We start from the raw sequence: 22546 nt of genomic DNA, 5'->3' as shown, positions 1-22546 counted from the left end.
CTCCATCCAGTCCGTATGGCGACTCGGCGAGCCCCGGAGCGCCAGCGCGGGTGTCGGGGCTCCGATAGGAGCAGATGACGGCATGCCGTGATCGTACTAGTAACCGAGGACACCTCGAACATTCGCGCAGCTCGCGGAGCTGCAGAACAAACGCGGCCAACATGTCCCTCCGCACCCTGCTGGGGTGCTCCGCGGCGATCCGCTGCGGAGGGCTGACTCATCAACTTCCCGGAACCACGGGCGAGCCCGGCTCGGCGCGGTCGATGCGGGTTCAAGTCTGTCCGCTCAACCGAAACACTGGGTCGGACATCGTCCGGAATTGGTCGCGACAAAGAAGCCCACCGAGGATCTCCTTGGGCTTCTTTGCTTCGTGGCGCGGCCTTGAGGCTGGTCGCATGGGGGCGCTCACCGCAACGATTACCGCACCATGTCTTTGGGACACGACCCCTGGCCGAAGCTGCATCGGGCGTCGTGCGGACGCCGAGGTCCGCGGAGGGACCGGTGGGACCGGTGGGACGGCTCGTGTCCGGCGAGGATGTGCCCTGGCGGTAACAGCGACGCGCAACGCTGAGGCGGTCGCGGCGTCCCTTGGCAAGATGAATGAGTGCAAATCGAAGACGTGGACGAGCGGCACTACGGCAGCGAAGGCGAGCGCGACACGTTCGTCGTGCACTTCTTCCATGCTCCGAGGGGCGAGACGGTTGCGCCCGACTGGGACGCCACGAGTTGGTCGGTCAGTGTGATTCGCGTCACCGACGCGACGTACCGTGCGGCGTTCGCAGAAGCTCGGCGGATTGCTGCTGGCGAGACGTCGCCGACACTGTTCTCGGTGTCGCTCGAGACCGCGGAGCCGAGTGGTCCTGGGATCCTGCGACTGTTCGGCACCGACCTCAACATGGAGGGACTCGAGCTCGAGCCCGATTCGCACGCGGCGAAACGGGAGATGTTCGCCGAGTTCTTCAGCCGCGACCGTTCTGCGCACGCGTGATCGGGGATCTGGAGCGCAACCGCTGACGGACTGGAGGCCCGGTGCCAGCTGGCACCGTGCCTCCAGTCCGTCACGCGCCGCGCGCGACGAGCTGCTCGTGTTGCAGCTGGAGTTGCCGTCCGCATTGCTGTGCAACGCGCTCGCTGTGGGTGACGATCACGAACTTGGTTCCCGCTTGCTGCAGCCGGTCGAAGAGGGCGAGCACGTCGTCTTCGGTCGTCTCGTCCAGTGCGCCGGTGGGCTCATCGGCGAGGACGACGGCAGGGCGCTTCGCGATGGCTCGAGCGATCGCGACGCGCTGCGCTTCTCCTCCTGACAGTCGTCGTGGGCGCTTGCCAGCGAGGTGGCTGATGCCGACCGCGTCGAGCGCCTCATGTGCTCGGGCGGTGGAGTCAGCGCGAGCAGGAACGCCGAGCCGGACGTTGTCGAGCACGCTGCGGTCGCCGAGGAGGCTGTGGTCCTGGGTGACGATGCCGATGTGTCGGAGTCGGTGCTCCGCCATCCTCCGTGCGGTGCGCTCGAGCACGTGGCCGTCGTGCTCGTAGGTCCCGCCGAAGTCGGTGTCGAGTCCGGCGAGGATCCGGAGCAGCGTGCTCTTGCCGGATCCGCTGCGCCCCGTGATGGCCACGGATCGATCGTCGTCGCGAAGGTCGAAGTCGAGCCGGTCGAACAGTGCTCGGATCGATCCGTCGGGCTCGGTGATGGTCTTCGAGACGTCACGCAGCACGATCATCGTGAGGTACCTCTTCGCTGTTGGGCGGTCAGTTCGATGCGGATGGCTCGCCGGCCGAGTGCGCCGTCCGCCACGCACCAGAGGAGCAGGGCGGTGCCGGCGCCGAGTCGAGCCATCTCGCTGTCGTTGGGGAGCAGTGCGCTGGTCGCGAGGAACAGCCCGAGCGCCGCGGTGAACTCGGTGAGGCGGCTTGCGCGGAACAGCCGGTTCGTGGCACTCGGGCTCCTCCCGAGGAGATGGTGCACCCGCGCCACTGGCGTTCGACGGTGATGCAGGAGTCGGTTGAGGAACGCCGTGATGATGCCCACGCCAGCGGTGAGGGCGACCAGCAGCGCGGTGACGAGCACCAGGTTGTCCTGGATGAGCTGGCGAACGAGGGAGAGCTGCACGAGGTAGGCCGGTACTCCGAGCAACGTGTACGACCGGAAGCCGGTGTCGTCTCCGATCGCGTCGAGACGCGCGACGACGTCCCCGAAATCGAGGCTGTGATCGACGGCGAGATCGGCGTTGAGCACCTGGAACGCCAGGCGTCCGAACAGCTCGGGATCCAGCCGGTCGAGTGCTGCTCGGTCGAGTCCGGCGAGTGTTGGCGGGTAGGGCACGATGACGGTGTCGTCGAGGTAGTGGTTTGCCTCACCGCGGAAGTACATGGCACTGTCCGGTTCGAGGAAACCGACGACTTCGAGCTCCTGCTCCTGCAGGATGACCGCTCCGGTGAATCGCTCCCCGAGCTCGTACACGCCGCGGTACTCGTTGCCGAGCAGCACCGGGATCCGACCGGATCCCCAGTCGACAACGTTCCACTCGATGGGCTTGCCGTCCTGCACGGAGAGCCCCGCGAACTCGTACGCGTTCTCGTTGAGCTGGATGGACTTGATGTCCTGAACGCTCCGGCCGGACTCGTCCTGGTACTTCCCGTTGAGCGTGTACTCGGTGCCGTAGCCGACGTCGAAGCGGTCGTCGCCGCGGAAGTCCTGAACGGTGACGGGCTGGTCGTACGAGGAGATGAAGTCGAACCCGGGCTCGTCGTCGATGCGGTCGACGAACGAGGCGACGTCGTCGAGTGCGTGCTCGTCTCGCCGGATCGCCTCGAAAGCATCCGGGCCGAGATCGTCGACCACCGTGTAGAGGTCGACGTCGGCATCGGCGGACAAGCCCTGGGCCACGGCCTGCGAGGTGGACTGGGTGAAGGACGCCACGTTGTACCAGCAGAGTGCGAGCAGCACGAGCAGGACGATCTTGGCGACGATGATCGTCCAGTTGGACCGGAGGTCGTTCAGCAGTTCCATCGACGGGTTCCCTGCCAGAACGAAGCGACGGACACGGCAAGCACGACGGTTCCGACCGAGACGACCACAGTGGTGACGTCGAGGTCGAGGAGGGTGGCCTGCCTGACCACTGCCGCGCCCGCGAGAGCGGTCGTACAGGCGGCGATGGTGATCACGCTGACTCTGGTGGCCGCGCTGCGGAGGGTGCTCAGCGGTCGGATCCCCGTGGTGAAGCGGACGGCGGCAGTGCGGAGTTCCCATCGCCCAGCTTGCAGGCCTGCGACCACGCCGATGAGCATGACGACGAGCACGCCGAGCGTGACCAGAACCGGAGACACGGCGTCGACGTTCGTCCTGCGGTTCGTGCCGTCGTCGACGATCTCGACACTTCGGCCAGGGAACTCTGCGCTGTAGTGGCGGACACTGCTCGGGCCGTCCAGGAGGAGCCGCTGTGGTGACGCCGAGAACCGCGACGGATCGGCGACGATGACGTCATCGGACAGCAGACTGTCGGCCCGGACGCCGAGACGGCCCACCACGTCGTAGGGCTTGCCATCGACGACGATGTCGTCACCGCGGACGGCAACGTCAGCCCCGGCGAGGGCCTCGCCGGGGCGCCCGGTCAGTGCGTGCCCGTCGTGCAGCGGGACATCTGTCCACCGTCCCGACAACATTGCGACGGCGCGGACATCGCCCTCGAGGCGCACGAACACCTTCGTTCCCGGTTCGAATGCGTTCCGGGCACGCATGAGTTCGTCGAGTGTCGCGTTCACCCACACGCTTTGACCGCTGCGGAGATCGTTGCCTTCAGAAGCGATGACACCTCGGCGAGCGTCGAACACCCCGATCAACACCGTCAGCAGCATGGCCAGCAGGAGCAGGCCCGCGATCGCCGTGGTCTGTTGCTTCGTCACGTCTTCTCCTCACGCAGCAGCGGGTGCGAGCCGTCGGCTCGCACCCGCTGCGATGCGTCACCTGCCGTAGTAGGTCTTCGCTGTACCGACACCGTTGCCGGGCCGGTTCGGCCGGTACGGCTTCCACACGGTCACTGCTTCCGTGCCGGACTTGCCCCACTTCCGGCCAGAGTCAGCGATGATGCTGCTGCCGTGCTCGAGCCGCGCACGCGTGTAGTGCTGCACGCCTGCCCAGGTCGTCCAACCATGCGAACGCTTGTGCGTCGTCCCACTGATGGTCTTCTTCTCCGCTGCACCGCGGTGGTTCACCGCCAACACCGACATTCCGGTTCCTGCGCCGTCGACGGTCCCGGTGCTCTCTGACCATCCACCGATGACCCCCTCGCTCCCGACGCCGTCCTGCGCCTGTGCGGGGATCGCGCCGAGGAACACCGCCCCGCCGACAGCCACAGCGGCGAAGCCAGCGGCAACCCGCCGAGATCGGTGATCGTTCTTGCTCATTTCCCACTCCTTCCCGGGAACTGATATCCAGCCCTTCAGTCGTTAACATGCCAGGAAGGGAGCAGCTTGTCGAACGGACCTCCGCCCGGACACGGCGGGCTCCGTTGGTACAGGGGGGTGGCTGGCAGGACGACAACGGCGTCCCGGTGCTCGAAGCCAGCCACCACATGCGGCGACATTCCGAGGACAGGGCTTCGCAACAGACGCACGGCTGCCTGTCGAGACGATCCCGAGCCCCATCCAGACGGTGAGGGCTGCGGTGCTTCTCAGGGCGGCAGGTCACCTTGACTCGTACGATCGTCTCCCAACTGCCTTCGCCACCCGTCCCCACCCGTTCCGACCCGGAGATCCTGATGCGCACTGAGCACGGCCCACTCGCCCCCGGCTGGCGCCTGCTGATCGATGGACGTGCATCAGGTCCGTCGCCCGCGGAAGGCGCACGGGCATGAACGGAGAGCGCCAGCGCCTTCGCGTCCTCTACGTGAGTGACCTCGGGTACGAGGCGAAGGGCCGACGCTACTGCGACGAGGACATCTACCTGTCCGGCGAGCTCAGCGCGGAGTTCGACGTCGCGATCTGCCCACCGCTGGCTGCCGAGCACCTGATGGACGCGTTCGACGTCGTCGTGGTGCGCAACAGTGGACCCGTGCTGCACTACCTGGCTGCGTACGATGCGTTCCGCGAAGCCGCGCGGACTCGTGGGATCCCTGTGTTCACGGACCTGACAGGACGAGCCGACCAGAGGGGGAAGCAGTACCTCCTCGACCTGTTCCGAGCCGGGTACCCGGTCATCCCCACGATCGATGCCGCCGCGGACATCGCGCAGCTCCCGGACACCGCGGACTACATCGCGAAGCCGAAGCTGGGCGCGGACTCGATCGGGCTGAGAGTCGTGGGCCGTGACGAGCTCGCCGGGCTGCTCTACGACAACCTGCTCGTGCAACCCCGCATCGACTTCCAGTACGAAGTCTCCTTCTACTACGTGGACCACGTCCCGCAGTACGCGCTCAACGCTCCCGACCCGACGAAACGGTGGGAGTTGCAGCAGTACCGCGCGAGCGATGACGACTGGGCCTTCGCGCAACAGTTCATCGGGTGGAACACGATCGAGCACGGTGTCCAACGCGTCGATGCCTGCCGCACCCGAGACGGAGCACTGCTCCTCGTGGAGCTGGAAGACCTCAACCCGTACCTGTCGCTCGACCTGCTCGACGAGCGCACCCGGACATCCTTCGTCGCCGCGGTGAAGGAGTCCGTGCGGGCATCGGCAGGGTAGCGACAGGCGGAGCCGCTCCGTCGATCGGCTGACTGACGCCTGCGACCGCCGCCGAACCGCGAAGGACCGGACCGAGCGCCGATCGTTCCGCGACCGGATCAGGGCCGTCCCGTGCCGAGCAGCCAGCCGTTGTCCGCCGCGATCCGCAGGGCCTCGGTCGCGTTGCGCGCCGCGGTCTTCCCGATCGCGGACGACAGGTGGTTCCGCACGGTGCCCTCGGACAGGTGCAGCGTGCCGGCGACCCCGGCCACGGTCGGCGCCGTGCGGAAGGCGATGAGCACGTCGGTCTCCCGCGGGCTGAGCGGGGAGGGCCCGGCAGCGAGGGACTCGGCGGCGAGCACGGGGTCGACGACACGGAAACCCCCCTCGACACGGCGCACGGCATCGGCGAGGTGTTCGGCGGGCGTGTCCTTCACGACGAACCCGGCTGCCCCGGCTTCGAGCGCTCGCCGGAGGTACCCGGGTCGGCCGAACGTCGTGACGATGAGCGAGCGGCAGGTCGGCAGCTCGCGAGCCAGGATCGACGCCGCCGTGAGGCCGTCCGCCCCCGGCATCTCGACGTCGAGCAGGGCCACCGTGGCGCCGGACGCCCGTGCTGCGTCGAGCACTTCGTCGCCACGGGCCACCTGGGCGACGACTGCGATGTCCCGTTCGAGCGAGAGCAGCGAGGCGAGTGCGCCACGGACGAGCGCCTGGTCGTCGGCGATGAGCACTCGGATCACGTCGGTCATCGTTGACTCCTCTCGACCCGGAGCAGGAATCCGCCCAGGTCGCTCGTGCCGGTGGTCAGGACCGCTCCGACGGCTTCCGCGCGTTCCCTGAGGCCGCGGAGCCCGTTCCCGCCGAGCACGGCCGCGGTCGACGGGGGAGCGAGCACCCCGGTGCCGTCGTCCTCGACCGTCAGCGCAGTCCGGGTCAGTGTCACGCGGACCCGGCTCGCGGCGGCGTGCCGGACGATGTTCGTGACGCCTTCTCGGAGGACCCACGCGAAGAGGCTCCGAACGTCATCGGCTGCTGCGTCGGCGTCCCGGGGGAGTGCTGCGTCGATGGCTGCGGCCTCGAGTGCTGCTCGCGCCGACACGAGTTCGGCGTCGAGGTCGGCCTCGCGGTAGCCGCTGACCGCGCGTCGGAGTCCCTGCAGCGCTTCGCGGGAGAGTCGTTCGACGTCCTGCATCTCGGTCTTCGCCCGGGCCGGGTCGACGTCCACCAACCGCGTGGCGAGCTCGGACTTCATCGCGACGACGGTCAGGGAGTGGCCGAGCACGTCGTGCAGGTCGCGGGAGAACCGGGCGCGTTCCTCGACGACGGCGAGGCGGGTGATCTCGTCCTGCGCGACCCCGAGCCGTTGCTCCGCCTCGCGTTGCCGTCCGAAGAACAGCATCGACGCCCCGACGGACACGGTGATGACCGGGGCGAAGAGGATGCCGTTGTCCACGGCGTTGCCCCAGCCCGTGCTCACGGCGACGAGGAGCTGCGCGCCGACGATCCCGAGCACCACGACAGCGGCCACCCAGAACCGCTCGGCGACGAACCCGGAGAGTGCAGCGATGAGCAGCCAGGTCCAGACCGCGAGCGGCCCGACCACGAGGAGCAGGAGCCCGGCGAGCAGCGCGACCCCGGCCAGCACGAGCACCCGCTCGCGCAGGTTCCGTCGCCACATCAGCTCCGGTGCGAACAGGTACGCCGCGTACACGACGGCGAGGGCGATGGAGGAGACGACGTGCGCGCGGAGGCTCCGTCCGTCGGTCCAGACGGCGATGATCTCGAGCACCTGCCACAGGAGCGCGAACACCGCGCCGGTGTACCACCGACGGCGTCCGATGCGGATGTCGTCGTCACTCGCCCCCGGCGGGACGGCCCACGGGAACGAGCGTGGGGATGGCCGGGAGGCGCGTGGTGCGTTCTCCGCGCCACGCGCCTCGGCCGTGCTGGTCGCCTCGGACATCGGTGCCAGCGTAGGGCCGTCGGTCACTGCCGTGCAGCGTCGCGGCGGTAGCGCCACACGATCACCGCGGCCAGCACGATCGCCCAGCACGCCAGGACCATCGCGGGTTCGACCATGCCCGAGGACCCGGTGGCCCCGGCCCCCATCTGTCCGATCCGGTTCAACCAGTACGAGGGCAGCAGGTGCGCGACGGTCCCCATCCACTCCGGCATCACCGACAGCGGGACCCACAGACCGCCGAGGATCGCCATGCCCATGAACACCACCATGAAGAGCGGCTGCGCGAAGGACGGCTTCGCGAACTGTCCGATCAGGATCGCGATGAGCGCGAACGGGATCACTCCGCACCAGATGCCGAACCCGGCGGCGAACCAGCGCAGCGGGTCGAGCGAGGCGTGCATGCCGACGGTCGCGACGACCACCGTGATGACGATCGACACCGCGGCGAAGGCCATCGCGGCGATCACCTTCGACACCATGAAGCCCCACCCGGAGAGCGGCGTCACCCGCAGCTGCCGGTTCCAGCCGATCGATCGCTCGTTGACGATCGCGAACGCCTGGCTGAGCGCGGCCATCATCGCACCGTACGCGGCCATCTGCAGCGTCGTGACCACGAGGTACTGCAGACGGGTCGTCGGGTCGGTCTGGGAGCCGAAGGCCGAACCGAACACGAGCAGCATGATCACCGGGACGGCGAAGGTGAACACCATCGCACGGACGTTGCGGAGCTGCCGCTTCGTCTCGAGGTAGACGTAACGGATCGGCATCCGGCCGGACGCGGTGACGGTGGTCATGCGGGGATCCCTTCGGGAGCGGTGTCGGTGGTGGCGGGGTCGGCAGTGAGCGCGAGGAAGGCGTCGTCCATGGTCGAGGCGACCACCTGGATGTCGTGCGCCTGCGGGAACGACGTGAGCAGGGCCCGGAGGGTGTCGTCGCTGCGGTCCGTACGGAGCGTGACGGAGTCGTGCCGGGCCTCCAGGCTGCGGACACCGGGGAGACCGCGCAACGCGACGTGCGCGTCGGTGCCGACCCCGGAGAACCGGACCGCACGCGTGGCGGTGATCGCCTTGATCTGGGCGGGTGTGCCGTCGGCAACGATCCGACCGGCGCGCATGATGACGATGCGGTCTGCGAAGGTGTCGGCCTCGTCGAGGTAGTGGGTGGCGAAGACGACCGTGCGCCCGGCGTCGGTGAACTCGCGCATCGAGGACCAGAACGTGTGCCGGGCCTCGACGTCCATCGCCGCGGTCGGTTCGTCGAGCACCAGCAGGTCGGGGTCGGAGACCACGGCGACCGCGAACCTCGCCCGCTGCAGCTGACCGCCGGAGAGCTTGTTCACCCGGCGGCCGGCGATCTCGGTGCAGCGCGCACGGCGGAGGGCCTCGTCGACCGACATCGGACGACGGTGCGCTGCAGCAACCAGGGCGACCGCGTCCCGGACCGTCATGTCCGGCAGGAGCGCGCCGCCCTGGAGCATCGCGCCGACCCGCCCCGTGACCACCGCGGCGCGGGGCTCCTCACCGAAGAGCAGCGCCCCGCCGCTCGTCGGCACGGACAGCCCGAGCGCGAGGTCGACCGTCGTGGTCTTGCCGGCGCCGTTCGGGCCGAGGAGGGCGACGACCTCGCCCGGACGGATCGTCAGGTCGACGCCGTCGACCGCAGCCACCTCGCCGAAGCGTTTACGGAGGTCGCGGAGCTGGATGACCGGTGTGTCGTTCATGGGGCCCAGCCTCGTGCAGCCCCGCGTGCGGTGCCTCGGCCGGACGTCACGATCCCGGCATGACATCTGTCACTGGTGGCCGAGGTCCGCGGCTCGGTCGAGTCCCTGACCCTGGGGCGCCGGCGTGGGGCCCACCTCCAGGCACGGCCGTCACCCCGCTGGCGCGGTGCGCCGGCGTCAGTCGGTGTGACGACGCAGGCGACGGCGGCGACGCAGCACCAGGGTCCCGGCACCGGCCAGGAGGAGCAGCGTCGCGAGCAACGCCGGTCCGGCAGGCGACTGTGCACCGGTCGCGGCCAGCGTGCCCGTCGCCCGGGCCGTCGGTGTGCCGGCACCCTGCGTCGCCGGAGTCACCGCCGGCGTCGTCGTCGGGGTCGGCGTGGGCTCCGCAGTGGGCGTCGCGGTCGGTCGTGGCGTGGCTGCAACGATCAGCGGGCTCTCCGCCATCGCCGTGCCGGTCAGGCAGTGCTTGAGCTCGGTCTCCTTGACCCAGTGCGACCCTGCAGCGACTGCACGGCACCCGGGGGCGAACGCGATCTCCCGCTCGTTGTAGAGCATGCGCACGAGCGGCGTGTAGGCCGCTCCGGTGGCGGGGTCGATGCCTGCTCGCGAGACGACGTCCCACTGCACGTTCGCAGCCATCGGCGTCACCGCAGAACCTCGCCACGGGTTGGTGGCGTACCCGTAGACGTCGGCGTCGGACGCCGGAGCAGCGTTGTCGGGCGCGGCGACGGTGGAACCCGGCAGCCGCAGCAGCGCCGCGAACGGGATGATCGTCTCCGCGTGCGCGAAACGGAAGGTCGCGACGACGTCGCCACCGGCGACGCGGGTGTCGATCGTGGCGAAGAAGTCGTCGAGCAGGGGCTCGGCGATCGAGTAGGTCTCGTCGTGCCCGGCGAGGCTCGGGCCCTTCTCGTAGAAGTCCTCGGCGTCGAGCAAGTACGCGAACCACTCGGCATCCGCCGCCCGGCCAGCGAAGTACTGCGCGAAGTCGAACCGGTGCGGAGCGACGTTCTCCACTTGCATGTCGGCCGCGATGATGTACAGGTTGTAGAGCGACATCGCCGCATCGACGGTGCTCTTGATCGACTTCTTCGGGTCGCCGCAGGCATCGGGATCGGCCTTCGTGTCGGCGCCGGGCGCGCACGCCACCGCGCCGCCCTTGGAGCCGTCGGCGGTGTTGTACCAGACGTGTTTCTTGTCGGTGCCGATCTCGGCGATGAACCCGGGCGTGAAGATGCCGGAGAGCAGGTCCTGCGCCGCCTGGACCGATCGCGGCTTCGCCTCGATGTACTGCAAGGCCGCAGCGATCGTGCCGCCGTCACCGGTCTGTGCGGCGATGTAGTCCTCGTACGCCTGGGCGCGCTGGCGCTCGGGTGACCCCTCGGCCTTGTCGGTGCCGTCCGGGTTCTCGACCTCGTGGAAGTAGAGCAGGTCGGGGCGCGGTTCGAGCTTGACACCCGGGGCCCCGAAGCCCCGCAAGAAGTTCTCGCCCGACTCCGTGGCGCGAGACTCACCAGAGGTCTCGGCGACGACACGCCCGCCCGTCTTCGCCGCACGGGCGAACAGCTGCTTGTTGCGCTGCGCGGCTCGCGCTCCGATGCCCTGGTGCTGGGCTGCGCCCTGACCGGTGAGCATGCCGTAGCCGTTCGCGACGTTCGCCGCCGTGATGGCGTCGAGGTTCGCGGAGAACTCCTTCCCGATCGCAGGCGTCAGGAACCCGTTCTCGGCCTGCGCGGTCGCGGCGAGACGGTGCAGCAGCGCGTCGTACTTGTACGCGGAGAGCCCCCGGGAACCGTGCCGGGCGACCGACTCCGTGGCGACGGGGGAGTAGCCCGTCGGGGCAGGTGAGTAGGCGTCGATGTCCGACTGGCTGGGGGCGATGTAGGGCTGCTTGCTGCTGGTGAAGCTGGCCTCGTCGGCGTGCGCCGGTGTCGCGAACACCAGCGAGGCGACGGCAGCGACGGCAACGCAGGACAGTGCGGTGCGGGTGTTCATGGGTCCTCCGGTATCGGGACCCTCGGGCGGCGGTCCGACCAGCAGAGTTAGTGGCAGCGGGTGAACAGCCCTTGACCTGGAGGTGACCGGACGGTGCTGCCGGACACGGCAGCACCGTGGGACCTGCCTAGCTGGGCCCGGATCGTCGGGTCAGCTTCGAGCTGACGACGCCGTAGAGCAGCCAGGCGACGACAACGACGAGTGCGACCGTGCCGTACATCGCCGGCAGGGCGCCCTGCACCAAGAACGGCACGAGCAGGAGACTGACCAGGCCGAGGATGGCCAAGATGGTCTTGTAGCTGCGAGGAGACATCCGACCTTCCCGAATTGCACTGGCTGGCGCCCTTGTCGAGGACGAAGGGGTTCCACCCCGAGAGCGGGGTCCCGGGGAGTCCGTGCCCATCATCGGATGGTGACGACGAGCTTGCCTGACCGGATCCCGTCCTCCATGTCGCGGTGGGCCTGAACGATCTCCTCGAGCGCGTACACCTTCGCGATCGGGACCTGCACGGTGCCGGCTGCGACGGTGTCGAGGAACGCCTGCAGTACCGATGCCGGCAGGTCGCTCGCTTCGCCGGAGTACGCGGTGAGGCGCACCCCGTTGGGGATCACCGCCATCGGGTAGAAGTCGGGGATGGTCCAGACGTCGGAGAGCATCCCGCTGAACGACACGGTGCCGTGGACGGCTGTCGCCCGGAGCGTGTCGGGCAGCGTGCCGGTGCCGATCAACTCGACCGCTCCGTTGACGCCGTCCGGCACGATTCGACGGACCGTGTCGGCGATCCTGCCCGAGTCCACCACGACGTGGTCCGCACCAGTGGCGTGCAGTCGCTCGGCGCGGTCCGGGTTGCGAGTGGTGGCGATGACGGTCATGCCCTGCTGCTTCGCCAGCACGATGCACGCCAGGCCGATCGACGACGTGCCACCGCGGATCAGGATCGTGTCGCCCCGGCGGGCACCGACGCCCACGGTGAGCGACCCGTGTGCGGTCTGCAGCATCTCGGGGACGGCGCCGAGCACGGACCAGTCGAGGCTGCTCCGGAACGGCACGACGCTGCTGGCCGGAACGACGGTGTACTCGGCGTAGCCCCCGTCGAAGTCGCGACCCATCCCGCCCATCAGTCCGGCTACTTGGGTACCGGCGGGGAACTCTCCACCTGGGGCTGCCTCCACGGTCCCGACGGCTTCGATCCCGGGCACCCGTGGGAAGGTCCCGGAATGGCCCATGCCGCGGCGGAAGTGCAGCTCGGACCGGTTGAGCCCGAACGCTTCCACACGGATCAGCACCTGGCCCGGGCCTGGGATCGGGACCGGCAGCTCACGGAGGTGCAACACGTCGGGACCACCGGGTGCGTCGATCACGACGGCCCGCATGGTCGCCGTCATCGCCTTGCCTCCAACTTCGACTGCAGGCGCTCGAGTGCCGCGATGCCGTCTGCGATCGCCGCGGCATCGGCATCCGAGAGCACGGCGTCCAGCGCTTGGTCGAACCGCTCGTCCGCGAGGGCGAAGGCGTCTCTCCCCTGGGGCGAGAGCACGCTCCGGACACTGCGCCGATCGTCCGGGTCCGTCGAACGTTCGAGGAAACCATCGGCGGCGAGCCGGTCGAGCAAGCGACTGGCTGCAGCGATCGACGTCCCGACGCCGGTCGCGACGTCCTGCACCCGGGCGCCCGATGGGGCTGCCTGGACGATCCGCAACACCTCCAGTCGGGCCAGGCTCAGCACGCCCTCGCCCCGCATCCGCTTCTCGACCGCGTTCCACACGTCGGTCTCGTGCCGCACCAGCGCGGCGAAGTACTCCCGCAGACGCGCCGCTCGCCCAGCCCGGTCATCCGGGGCGTCGATTCCAGGGAGGGGTGCGAGGTCCGTGCTCATGCTTCGACTCTACGGCATCTACTTGCTATGTAAAGTAGTTGTCCATGACCACAGACACACGCCTCTCCTTCCTGCAATTCGTCGACTTCATCAACAGCGCCGACCCGTCCATCGGTGAGACGGTCATCGCACCCGAAGCGGCGTTCTTGACGCCGTTCTCGCCCGAGCCGCTGCGCGGGCTGCCGGGGTACATGCAGATCCTGACGATCATGCGGGGCGCGTTCTCCGACATCCAGTGGAGCACCGACCGGATCGTCGTCGAGGGCGACGAAGTCGCAGCATGTTTCGAACTGCGCGGCACGCACGACGGCGAGTTCCTGGGTGTCCCCGCTACGGGGAGGACGGTGGTTGCGAACGCGAGCAACTTCTACCGTTTCGACGAGGGACTGATCGTCGACGAGGTCGGCCAGCCTGACGTGCTCAGCATCCTCGGGCAGATCGGGGCGCTCCCGTCGGCAATCAGGTGAACGGTCAGGGTGCGATCGGCTTCGCGCGACACGGGGCGGCTGCCCGGTGTGTCAGTGGTACTCCGTGACGATCGCCGTGGCATGACCCTCAGGCAAGCCAGGCTGCGGACACGCTCCGGTCCACGACGTGACGCCATCCTTCCGGGGCTGCAGGGTCGTGGCTGGCCATCCCGGCCAGCCACAGGACGGCCATCAGGTCGTCGGCGGTGAAGTCCTCGGCGAGCACTCCGGCGCTGTGTGCGTTGGCGACGAGTTCGGCGCCGAGCGCCATGGATCGTTCGCAAGCGTTGATGAGGAGCACGGCGTCCGGGTAGCGCCGCAGCATTGCGTCGTTCATGGCCGGGTCGCTTCGTTGGAGGTCGATCATCTCGGCGATGAAGGTCTCCAACTGGGAACGGGGACTGTCCTGCGACAGTGTCCGGTCTCGCAGGGTCTTGAGTTTTGCCCCTGCGATGTCGGGCACGACGGCGTCGATGAGTTCTTCGCGCGACCCGACGCGGTTGTAGAGCGTGCCGATGCTCACGCCGGCTTCCCGGGCGATGTCCTCCAGGGGAGCGGACAATCCTCGCTGCGAGAACACGGCGATGGCGGCGGCGCGCAGCTTCTGGAGGTTCGCCTGCGCGTCTCGACGCAGACGGGGTGGGGTGCTCACAGCGACTCCGAAGGATCTTGAGGGCGGTCTCAACATATGCTGCAGTGGATTTGAGGACGTTCTCAACTTACCGCACCAGCTTGCAGGGCCCGGCGGTGGGCCACGAAAGGACACATCATGCCCCTCATCACCATCATCGGCGCGGGACCCGGACTGGGTCTCGAGATCGCTCGCGCCTTCGGGAAGAAGGGCTTCGACGTCGCGCTCGTTGCCCGCAGCCAGGCGAATGTGGATGCCCTGGCGAGTGCGCTCGTCGCGGAGGGCATCCAGGCTCGCGGGTTCACCGCCGACGTCAGCGAGCCCGACACGATCCGAGGCACACTCCGGTCGATCCGGGAGTCGCTCGGTCCGATCGACGTCCTCGAGTACTCGCCGGCGGATCGGGCACTGGAGTCGGTCGATGCCGTGGACGTGACGATGGACAACCTGCAGCCACAGATCGACTTCTACCTCGGTGGCGCCATCGCGGCCGTCGGTGCGGTGCTGCCCGACATGATCGCCGCGGGCACAGGCACGGTCCTCGTGACGACCGGTGGTGGTGCGCTCGCCCGGACTCCGGTCCGCGGGAACGTCAACATCGCAGCCGCAGGGCTCCGGAACTGGATCCTCAACCTCGGTGCCGCCGTCGCGGAGAAGGGTGTCTACGTCGGTTTCGTCGCGATCACCGCCCTGATCGGAGGTGGGCGACCGGATGCGGAGCCCGCGGTCATCGCGCAGTCGTACGTGAAGCTCCATGACGAGCGGCTGGACGCCGAACTGCACTACGTCGCCTACGACGGCTGACGACACACCCGTCCGGGCCGGCCGGCCTGGACGGGTGGCTGCCGCGAACTCTGCATGGTGGCGCTCTGCACGTCAGTCGGTGCGGGCACCGGCTGCCGCGGCTGCGAACGTGCGGAGCGTGGCGACCTGCTGCGCGGTGCTCGGCGGTGCGTCGGCCATCTGCCACGTCGACACCAGCGCGATCATGCCGCCGATCGTGAAGGTGCGGGCGTCCCCGCTGAGTGCGACCATCGGTCGGGGGCCATCGCAATCGGACTCCGTCAGCCACGTCGTCATCGCCGAAGCCAGCACCTCGGTGACCCGCTCGCCGCGCGGGATGGCACGGAGCTTGTCGAAGAACTCCCGATCCGATCGTCCTGCGGTGAGCAGCGGTTCGATCCCGCGTTCGCGAACGGCGTCGGTGAGGGCCTGCGCGAGGTTCGCCGCGCCCTCGTCGAGGGGAAGATGGTCTTCGAGGAGTCGACTGATCCAGGCATCTGTCGCGAGGTCACCGACGTTGCTGTAGTGGTTGTGGAGCGCCTGCCTGCTCAAGCCAGCTCGCTGCGCCACTGCACTCATCGAGATCGTCTCGCCCTTCGGCGCCTCGGACACGAGTGCGGTCAACGCCCGGATCAGGGCGGCGCGGGTGCGGGTGATGCGCGGGTCCACCCGCTGGCTCGCGAGTGCCGCCGTGGGCGTTCCCTCCGTCATGCGTCCATCTTGCCAGACTGAGAGCTCTGATGTACGTTCGTCATCTACTGGACAACTGTAAAGGACACCATGACGCACGTGACCGAACCCGCACCGGACCGGCGAGACGGCCCGCAGCACCCGGCCTTCGAAGCGGCGGTCGCGGGCGGAACGCTGAACTCCGAAGGGCCGGGATCGGCTCATCGCTACCGGAACGTGATCCTCGGCGGGATCGCGATCCTGCTCCTGGCGATGGCGATGCTGACGAGCTACTCGAGCGCGTTCGGCGACCCGACGCCGAACAACGTGCACCTCGCGGTCACCGGCGACGCTGACGCGATCGTCGCGCTCGAGCAGCAAGGATCGCTGGACCTCACCGTCGTGGCCTCTGACCAGCAGGCGCGGACCGCGGTGCTCGACCGCGACGTCGACGGCGCTGTCGTGTTACCTGCTCCGGGGAAGGGCGCCGGCGTCACCACCTACATCGCCAGCGGCGGCGGCCGTGGCCTCGGACAGGCGATCTCCAGTATCGGTGACTCGATCGCAGCGAAACTGCGGACCACCAACACGGCCGCAGACCTCGCACCCCTGCCGAAGCAGGACCCGGTCGGATCGATCGAGTTCTACGCGATCCTCTTCGCCGGCCTGGGGGCCGCCCTCGGTGCGACGGTGTTCGGACGCATCCTCGGCACTGTCGACACGGCGGCGAAGTTCATCGAGCGCAGCATCGTCCTCGTGCTCTACACCGGTCTCCTCGCCGGACTGATCACCCTGTGGATCGACTCCGCACTCGGAGCGGTGACCGTCGGCCCCTGGGCCGTGTTCGGGACCCTCTGGCTGACCGGACTCGCCATCGGGGGAGCGGTCACGGGCGTCGCAGCACTCGGCGGAACCATCGCGGCTCTGGTGATGACGCTCGCCCTGGTGATCCTCGGGAACACGTCGTCCGGTGGCCCGCTCGGGATCCACGTCCTCAACGACTTCTTCCAGACGCTCTACTACGTCTTCCCACAGGGCGACGCGCTCGACCTGCTGCGGTCCGTCCAGTACTTCGACGGCGCCGCGGTCGCCGCCCCGATCATCCGGCTGAGCATCTGGGCCGTGGCAGGCATCCTGCTCACGCTGACGGCGATGCTCATCCGGAACCGACGCGAAGCCGCGGCTCGACCGAAGGGCGGCCTCCGCTCCGAGCACGATCCCCGCCAGACGGCCGGACCCTCGGGCTCCCACCTCGAGGCCGCTGCAGTCACGCCCAACACGGCCTTGCTGCCGTTGACCCCAACGCCCTGAATGCAACAGGGGTCCTCGACGGGCGGGGATCCCTCGAGGCACCCACTCCTGCACACGACAACCAGCCCTCATTGCTGAGGACGATCGGAGGACCGCACCATGCCAGGAAAGATCGATGTCCATCAGCACCTGCTCCCGCCCCGCTACTTCGAGGCGCTGGCAGCGGCAGGATCGAAAGCGATGGGGGCCGGCGCCCCGGGGGATGCGCCGGCTGCGACCGGAGGGTCCGCGCAGTGGGACCCGTGGGGTGGAAGCGGCGGGACCGCACCGCGACGAGGGCCTCGGGCCATCGGCGGCTGGCTGATGCCGGAGTGGAGCCCCCGAGCGGCGATCGCGATGATGGACGAGGCGGGGATCGAGACCGGAATGCTCTCGATCAGCGCACCCGGCGTGCACTTCGGTGACGACGCCGCGGCGCGGGAACTCGCCCGCGAACTGAACGACTACCAGGCCGAGCTGGCCGCGAGGCGCCGGACCGGTTCGGGCACTTCGCGGTGCTGCCGTTGCCGGACTTCGATGGTGCCGTCGCCGAGGCCGTGCGAGCACTCGACGAACTCCACGCCGACGGGGTGCTCCTGTTGTCGAACGCGCACGGACGGTACCTCGGCGACCCCGCGTACGAGCCGCTCTGGGCAGAACTCGCCGCGCGCTCGGCCGTGGTCTTCGTGCACCCCACCGCACCACCGATCACCCAGCTGCCAGGGATGCCGACTGCATTGCTGGACTTCCCGTTCGACACCACCCGCACCGCCGTGGACCTCGTCGCGCACGGCGTGTTCGACCGGTACCCGAACCTCCGCGTCATCCTCTCCCACGCCGGCGGGTTCCTGCCCTACGCAGCCAGTCGATTCAGCGCCGCCGCGATGTTCAACCCCGACACCACGCCGGAGAGCATCCAGGCGGGCCTCCGGAAGTTCTACTTCGACACCGCACTGTCCGCGTCTCCCGCCTCGCTGCCGTCACTGCTGGCGTTCGCGGAACCCGGCCATGTCCTCTACGGCAGCGACTTCCCCTACGCGCACCCCGATTGGAGCGCCCGCTTCGACCACGACCTGGACACCTACGACGGCCCCGGCGCAGAACGACTGGGCGAGGTGCACCGAACAGCCGCCGAGCAGCTCTTCCCCCGCTTGAGCGCCGAGCGCGTTCCGGGGAGCGAGTGAGTGTCGAAGCGGTCCATGAGCCGCCAGGGTGCACCAGCCTGACCGTTCAGCCGAGTGTCCGCGGGGTCTCACCCGCGGAGCCGATCCGCAGCGTCCGACGCGGCACCGACCATGCGGCGGATGAACGCGGCGTGGTGCTCGCGCTCCCCGTTACCGAACGGCGATCGTCCTGAGTGGTGAGCACATCGCCACGACGACGGCGCCGGCGAACACGAGCGTCACCGCGAGCAGCGCGACGCCATCTCCAGCGACGGTCATGAGCGCGCCGCCGCCCACTGCTCCTGCAGCCGCGACGGTCCTGTTCGCGCTGCGCATCGTGCCGTTCATCCGACCGAGCAGCGCGTCGGGTGTGACGGTCTGGCGGAGACTCATCTCGTTCGCGTTCTCGCAGCCCGCTGCAGCGCCGTGCACGGCGAAGGCGACGAACAACACCGCGACAGTCGCCGGTGTTCCTGCGGTGCCGGTGCCGACCGTCGTGAGCGTGACGGCGGCCCAGGCGACCGGGTACGCGGCTCGAGCGGCGATGATCGTCCGGCCGGCACCGAAGCGGGTACCGAGGCGCGGCGCAGCGGTGGCGCCGAGGAGCATCGCGACACCGCTGACGGCGAGGATGCCCCCGTACACGGCCGCTGGAAGCGCGAAGGTGCGGAGCGCGAGTGTCGCGAACACCGTCAGTCCGGCGGCGTTGGCGAGGAACCAGAGATGTGTCGACAGCGCCAGCGGTGCGAGCGTCGCATGATCGTACGTCCACCGCAGACCGTCGGCGATGTCGCTCCGCAACCGCGCACCCGCCGTGCGCGCTGGCGTCTGCTCGATGACGCGGACGCGCGCGATGAGGACGGCGTCGATGAAGTAGCTCACCGCGTCGAGGGCGATCGCGACCGGCGCGGTCACGATGCTGACCAGGACACCTCCGAGAGCCGGGCCCACCGTCTGCGCTGCCGCATCACTCTGGTCGACCCGCGCATTCGCCGCCAGGAGGAGCGGGCGAGGGACGATTCGAGGGAGGAGGGACTGCGTCGCGGCGAATCCGATGACGGACAGGATGCCGAACACGAACAACGCCGCCGCCGTCACCCAGAGGTTCAAGAGCCCGGTGAACCAGAGCACCGGGATCGCGCCCAGGCACACGCCACGACCGACACTCGCCCAGATCAGGAGTGGCTTGCGCCGGAATCGATCGACGTACGCGCCGACGATCAGCCCGAACAACGCGTACGGGAGGAACTGGGCAGCGTTCACCAGCCCCACCTCGAACGGGCTGGCGTGCAGCACGGTCACCACGAGAACCGGTACGGCGACCGCGCTGACTGCTGATCCGAACGATGAGACGGTCGCAGCGGACCAGTACGGGCGGAACCCGGGCACTCCACGCAGCGTGGTCGCGTCCTCGCCCATGCGCCAACGCTGGCAGACCGCGACGCTGCGAGCAAGACAGTTCGCCCAAGACACTGTTCAAGCGTCGATGTCGGTCGGCTCGGCGACTTGTACGCGTCCCGGCAAACCCCGGACCGCTCTGTGCCAAGCCCAGGCGGCGGCGAGGAACACACCCGTGGCGATGAGCCAGAGTAGCCAGGGCGTGCGCGAGTCCAAGAGTCCGAGAGTGAGCGGGAACAGTGCCATGCCGATCGAGCTCGCGGTCTGGAACACCCCGATCGCTCGGCCGCGGATTCGAGGGTGTGGAGCTTCGGCCATGACCGCGTTGGCGGCCGGGAGGTAGATCATGTCCGCAGCTGCCAGCAGGATCGCGACCACGATGACGAAGGACCACGCCGCCAGCCCGTGCAGCGGAGGAAGAACGACGAGCGGTGCTGCGGTCGCGGCAGTCAAGACTGCACCGAGCGCGATGAGCGTTCCACGCTGCTGACCAGCAACCCAGCGGGTCACGGAGGTCTGGAGCAACGCGCACAGGCCCGTAGCGACAGCGAACTGGACGGGCGCGACCGCTGGGGACATGCCCCACTGCTCGACAAACAGAACGCTGAACGCGACGTTCGGCAACACCATTGCGGGACCGATGAGGAACTGTCCGAGCGTGATGAGTCGCATCGACCGGTCGGCGATGAAGGAACGAAGTGACCCGGTCGTGTCCGCCCCTTCCGCATCTGCGAGGGCGGACGGCGGCGTGGATCGATGCCCGGTGGGTTGCGTCGCGAACACGCCGGCCGCCAGAACGCTGGTGACGACGTTGGCGAGGATCAGCCACCGCAACCCGTCTTGGTGGCCGTTCGCGAGGGTGACCGCGGCGATGATCGCGCCAGCGCCGAGCGCTGCGGCCTTCGTCGCTTCGAGGAACGCGAACCACCGCTCGAACGGGCGGCCTTCAGCGAGGTCGTGGACGTACGCGGTCCATGAGGTCCAGTAGAGCCGCTCGGAGCCGTTGGCGAGGAAGATCGCCGCGAAGATCATCATCGGGTCATGGGCGAACAGGTAGAGCGTGAAGCCCGCTGCCGAGAGGAGGTTGTTGAGGATCATCGACGCCTTCGCGCCGAATCGATCGGTGAGGACGCCACCGACCAGTCCGATCGGGAGAGCAGCCAGCGTCGCGAGGGTCGAGACGGCGCCGAGCACTGCAAGCGTCACGTCGGTGGTGATGGTGAAGTAGACGATCGTCAGTGGCAGCGTGAGGCCGGCGCCGACGGTGTCGGTCAAGACTGCGAAGGTGACGAAACGGTGTTCGCGCAAGCTCGCGAGTGAGGCCCGAAACCGGGCCGGGGTGAAGAGCATGGACGTGGTCCCGTGAAGTCGTCGCGCCGTCGTCGCACGACGGCGCGGGCAAGCAGAAGCACGCGAGCAGAACGCTCGCGGCGGGGAGGGGCCGACCTTCGTGGTCAGCTCAGTTCTGCGTTGCCATGACTCCGGGAGGGATCGGCCGCGGTCCGACGAACTCGGGCGCAGGCTTGGTGGAGAACAGTCGACGAGGGGCACAGAACGGCATCGTTGCCACCCTTCGCCATCATCGGACCAGTCGAACGAACGCTAGCAGCGCTCAAGATGAGAGATCAACGTGCCGTCTCAGTTGGCGATCGGCTACCGGACACGCGACAGTCTGGCTCACACCTCCCAGTCCGACCGGTAGGTTCTGTCGCGGAGCAGACTCACGAGCTCAGCGTGCACCGTCATGGTCTTGCTCAGGCGGGCTGCCCGCTCCTCACTGAGCGCGTCTGCCTCCCAGTCCCGCTCCGAGAAGTACGCCGTGTAGGGGTTCACCACGCACTTGAAGTCCAACATCAGCGACTGCGCGAGGGCGCCGGTCGCCATGTAACTGTGCGGCAGGCCGGCAGCGCACACGAAGGTAACGACCTTGTCGAACCAAGCCGCGCGACGACCGTCGCCCGTCGCGCCTGTGGCCTCGATCAGCGATTTGACGGCGGACGACGGAGCCCAGTCGTAGATCGGGAATGCCAGCACCACCCCGTCAGCCTCACGAATGAGCTGGTGGAGCGCGTTGAACGCATCACTGTCGAACACCCGGTCATTGTCGAAAGCCGGCAACGCGACCGTTGCGAGATCAACGACGTCGGACTGGTGGCCAGTCGCGGTGAGGAGGGCTGCCGATTGCTCGGCGAGGCGGCGGCTGGAGCTAGCGGGGTCGAGGCTGCATGAGATGACGGGCAGACGCAAGGAGACCATCCGATCACGGTACCGAGTGGGTCGCAGCCCGAACTGGCGCGATCTGTACGGCCGGTGTCACGACGCACGCTAGCCGATCGGCTACCCGACAAGCGGCACGATCAGGCTGCCGTCGGCTTCGAAAACAGGTGCCGGACCGCCGCGGTCCTGACCCGCGGCGGCCGCGAGTGACCAAACCGTCTCAGTAGTCGGTCGGCGGTCGCGCGCGCGTCGCCGTCGTCATCGGTCTCGGGCGTCACCGTCACCGTCGAAGACCTGCCGGTTGCCGGCGATCACCTGCTGGTGTTCCCGCACCCAGTCGGCGAGGGCGAGGGCCACGTACTGCAGCGACCGTCCGAGGTCGGTGAGCTCGTACTCGACGCGCGGCGGCACCTCGGCGTGGACAGTCCGCGAGACGAGCCCGTCGCGCTCGAGTGCGCGCAGCGTCACGGTCAGCATCCGGCGTGAGATGCCGGGGATGACCTCGGAGAGCTCTGTGAACCGCCGCCGCTCGTCACCGAGCACCCCGATCACCAACAACGTCCACTTGTCGCCCATCCGGGACAGCAGCGACCGGAAGAGTTCTGGGTCCTCGCTCGTGCACAGCTCGGCCATCGTGGGCATCGACTGGTGGAGCCGGGCCTGCAATGTCTCCAGCGCGGTCTGGTCCGTCATGGGGTCTCCCGTGGT

23 protein-coding genes and 1 pseudogene are annotated in these 22546 nt (G+C 68.6%); 6 read left to right on the top strand and 18 right to left on the bottom strand.

The window, feature by feature from the left end; translation table 11 throughout:
* The first annotated feature begins 619 nt into the window (after positions 1 to 619).
* Complete coding sequence (locus tag ITJ50_RS06245; protein ID WP_194590154.1) at positions 620 to 988, top strand: hypothetical protein; 369 nt, start codon at positions 620 to 622, stop codon at positions 986 to 988.
* A gap of 70 nt (positions 989 to 1058) precedes the next feature.
* On the opposite strand, the gene ITJ50_RS06240 is transcribed toward ITJ50_RS06245, so the two are convergent.
* The 4 genes from ITJ50_RS06240 to ITJ50_RS06225 form a co-directional block, all read right to left on the bottom strand.
* Positions 1059 to 1721 carry an ABC transporter ATP-binding protein gene (locus ITJ50_RS06240; RefSeq protein ID WP_194590153.1) on the bottom strand — a complete coding sequence of 221 codons (663 nt, stop codon included), beginning with the start codon at positions 1719 to 1721 and terminating at the stop codon, positions 1059 to 1061.
* Complete coding sequence (locus ITJ50_RS06235) at positions 1718 to 3010, bottom strand: hypothetical protein (RefSeq protein WP_017885877.1); 1293 nt, start codon at positions 3008 to 3010, stop codon at positions 1718 to 1720. The genes ITJ50_RS06240 and ITJ50_RS06235 overlap by 4 nt, the downstream gene beginning before the upstream one ends.
* Positions 2998 to 3855: a hypothetical protein gene (locus tag ITJ50_RS06230; RefSeq protein WP_140449250.1), complete on the bottom strand. Its 858-nt coding sequence runs from the start codon at positions 3853 to 3855 to the stop codon at positions 2998 to 3000. The genes ITJ50_RS06235 and ITJ50_RS06230 overlap by 13 nt, the downstream gene beginning before the upstream one ends.
* 105 nt (positions 3856 to 3960) lie before the next feature.
* Positions 3961 to 4404: a hypothetical protein gene (locus ITJ50_RS06225; protein WP_139179885.1), complete on the bottom strand. Its 444-nt coding sequence runs from the start codon at positions 4402 to 4404 to the stop codon at positions 3961 to 3963.
* A gap of 445 nt (positions 4405 to 4849) precedes the next feature.
* Here ITJ50_RS06225 and ITJ50_RS06220 point away from each other — a divergent pair, with 445 nt between their 5' ends.
* On the top strand, positions 4850 to 5680 hold the full coding sequence (locus ITJ50_RS06220) for a hypothetical protein (protein ID WP_194590152.1): 831 nt from the start codon (positions 4850 to 4852) through the stop codon (positions 5678 to 5680).
* A 98-nt stretch (positions 5681 to 5778) separates the two neighbouring features.
* Here ITJ50_RS06220 and ITJ50_RS06215 read toward each other — a convergent pair whose 3' ends face one another.
* The 8 genes from ITJ50_RS06215 to ITJ50_RS06180 form a co-directional block, all read right to left on the bottom strand.
* Positions 5779 to 6402 (bottom strand): response regulator transcription factor, encoded by a 624-nt coding sequence (locus ITJ50_RS06215; RefSeq protein WP_197068611.1) that lies wholly within the window; start codon positions 6400 to 6402, stop codon positions 5779 to 5781.
* Between the two features lie 5 nt (positions 6403 to 6407).
* A complete protein-coding gene (locus ITJ50_RS06210; protein ID WP_194590151.1) occupies positions 6408 to 7625 on the bottom strand; it encodes a sensor histidine kinase in 1218 nt (405 codons plus the stop codon).
* Positions 7626 to 7648: 23 nt separating this feature from the next.
* Complete coding sequence (locus ITJ50_RS06205; protein WP_194590150.1) at positions 7649 to 8419, bottom strand: ABC transporter permease; 771 nt, start codon at positions 8417 to 8419, stop codon at positions 7649 to 7651.
* Positions 8416 to 9345, bottom strand: coding sequence for an ABC transporter ATP-binding protein (locus ITJ50_RS06200; RefSeq protein WP_194590149.1), 930 nt, complete (start codon positions 9343 to 9345; stop codon positions 8416 to 8418). The genes ITJ50_RS06205 and ITJ50_RS06200 overlap by 4 nt, the downstream gene beginning before the upstream one ends.
* Before the next feature lie 177 nt (positions 9346 to 9522).
* The gene (locus tag ITJ50_RS06195; RefSeq protein WP_194590148.1) at positions 9523 to 11343 is read right to left on the bottom strand and encodes a histidine-type phosphatase; all 1821 of its coding nucleotides are present in this window, start codon (positions 11341 to 11343) and stop codon (positions 9523 to 9525) included.
* 127 nt (positions 11344 to 11470) lie between these two features.
* Positions 11471 to 11656 (bottom strand): hypothetical protein, encoded by a 186-nt coding sequence (locus ITJ50_RS06190; RefSeq protein WP_194590147.1) that lies wholly within the window; start codon positions 11654 to 11656, stop codon positions 11471 to 11473.
* 89 nt (positions 11657 to 11745) lie between these two features.
* On the bottom strand, positions 11746 to 12729 hold the full coding sequence (locus tag ITJ50_RS06185; RefSeq protein WP_056071198.1) for a zinc-binding alcohol dehydrogenase family protein: 984 nt from the start codon (positions 12727 to 12729) through the stop codon (positions 11746 to 11748).
* Positions 12726 to 13220 carry a MarR family transcriptional regulator gene (locus ITJ50_RS06180; RefSeq protein ID WP_194590146.1) on the bottom strand — a complete coding sequence of 165 codons (495 nt, stop codon included), beginning with the start codon at positions 13218 to 13220 and terminating at the stop codon, positions 12726 to 12728. Before ITJ50_RS06180 ends, ITJ50_RS06185 begins: the two co-directional genes overlap by 4 nt.
* 44 nt (positions 13221 to 13264) lie before the next feature.
* On the opposite strand from ITJ50_RS06180, the gene ITJ50_RS06175 reads away from it, so the two are divergent.
* Positions 13265 to 13687 (top strand): ester cyclase, encoded by a 423-nt coding sequence (locus tag ITJ50_RS06175; RefSeq protein WP_194590145.1) that lies wholly within the window; start codon positions 13265 to 13267, stop codon positions 13685 to 13687.
* A gap of 88 nt (positions 13688 to 13775) precedes the next feature.
* On the opposite strand, the gene ITJ50_RS06170 is transcribed toward ITJ50_RS06175, so the two are convergent.
* Entirely contained in the window at positions 13776 to 14339 is a 564-nt protein-coding gene (locus tag ITJ50_RS06170) for a TetR/AcrR family transcriptional regulator (protein ID WP_052481587.1), read from the bottom strand.
* Positions 14340 to 14456: 117 nt separating this feature from the next.
* Between ITJ50_RS06170 and ITJ50_RS06165 the strand changes: the two genes are divergently transcribed.
* Positions 14457 to 15122 carry an SDR family NAD(P)-dependent oxidoreductase gene (locus ITJ50_RS06165; protein WP_194590144.1) on the top strand — a complete coding sequence of 222 codons (666 nt, stop codon included), beginning with the start codon at positions 14457 to 14459 and terminating at the stop codon, positions 15120 to 15122.
* A gap of 72 nt (positions 15123 to 15194) precedes the next feature.
* On the opposite strand, the gene ITJ50_RS06160 is transcribed toward ITJ50_RS06165, so the two are convergent.
* On the bottom strand, positions 15195 to 15812 hold the full coding sequence (locus tag ITJ50_RS06160) for a TetR/AcrR family transcriptional regulator (protein ID WP_056071187.1): 618 nt from the start codon (positions 15810 to 15812) through the stop codon (positions 15195 to 15197).
* Positions 15813 to 15890: 78 nt separating this feature from the next.
* Between ITJ50_RS06160 and ITJ50_RS06155 the strand changes: the two genes are divergently transcribed.
* Together ITJ50_RS06155 and ITJ50_RS06150 are read left to right on the top strand one after the other, a co-directional pair.
* A complete protein-coding gene (locus ITJ50_RS06155) occupies positions 15891 to 17081 on the top strand; it encodes a hypothetical protein (RefSeq protein WP_194590143.1) in 1191 nt (396 codons plus the stop codon).
* A 473-nt stretch (positions 17082 to 17554) separates the two neighbouring features.
* Positions 17555 to 18244 (top strand): annotated as a pseudogene (locus ITJ50_RS06150) (amidohydrolase family protein); the annotation flags it as partial.
* A gap of 150 nt (positions 18245 to 18394) precedes the next feature.
* Here ITJ50_RS06150 and ITJ50_RS06145 read toward each other — a convergent pair.
* The 4 genes from ITJ50_RS06145 to ITJ50_RS06130 all read right to left on the bottom strand — a co-directional run bounded on the left by ITJ50_RS06145 (position 18395) and on the right by ITJ50_RS06130 (position 22531).
* Positions 18395 to 19642, bottom strand: a complete 1248-nt coding sequence (locus ITJ50_RS06145; RefSeq protein ID WP_194590142.1) for an MFS transporter — start codon at positions 19640 to 19642, stop codon at positions 18395 to 18397.
* Between the two features lie 57 nt (positions 19643 to 19699).
* On the bottom strand, positions 19700 to 20896 hold the full coding sequence (locus tag ITJ50_RS06140) for an MFS transporter (protein WP_194590141.1): 1197 nt from the start codon (positions 20894 to 20896) through the stop codon (positions 19700 to 19702).
* Positions 20897 to 21298: 402 nt separating this feature from the next.
* On the bottom strand, positions 21299 to 21877 hold the full coding sequence (locus ITJ50_RS06135; protein WP_228501061.1) for an NADPH-dependent FMN reductase: 579 nt from the start codon (positions 21875 to 21877) through the stop codon (positions 21299 to 21301).
* Between the two features lie 219 nt (positions 21878 to 22096).
* The gene (locus tag ITJ50_RS06130) at positions 22097 to 22531 is read right to left on the bottom strand and encodes a helix-turn-helix domain-containing protein (protein ID WP_308113199.1); all 435 of its coding nucleotides are present in this window, start codon (positions 22529 to 22531) and stop codon (positions 22097 to 22099) included.
* Positions 22532 to 22546 lie beyond the last annotated feature (15 nt).

Origin of the sequence: Curtobacterium sp. VKM Ac-2889 (assembly GCF_015350855.1) — a bacterium.
Lineage (GTDB): Bacteria > Actinomycetota > Actinomycetes > Actinomycetales > Microbacteriaceae > Curtobacterium > Curtobacterium poinsettiae.
Note: the sequence above shows the minus strand (reverse complement) of the source record. Positions and strands in the feature narration are given on the sequence as shown.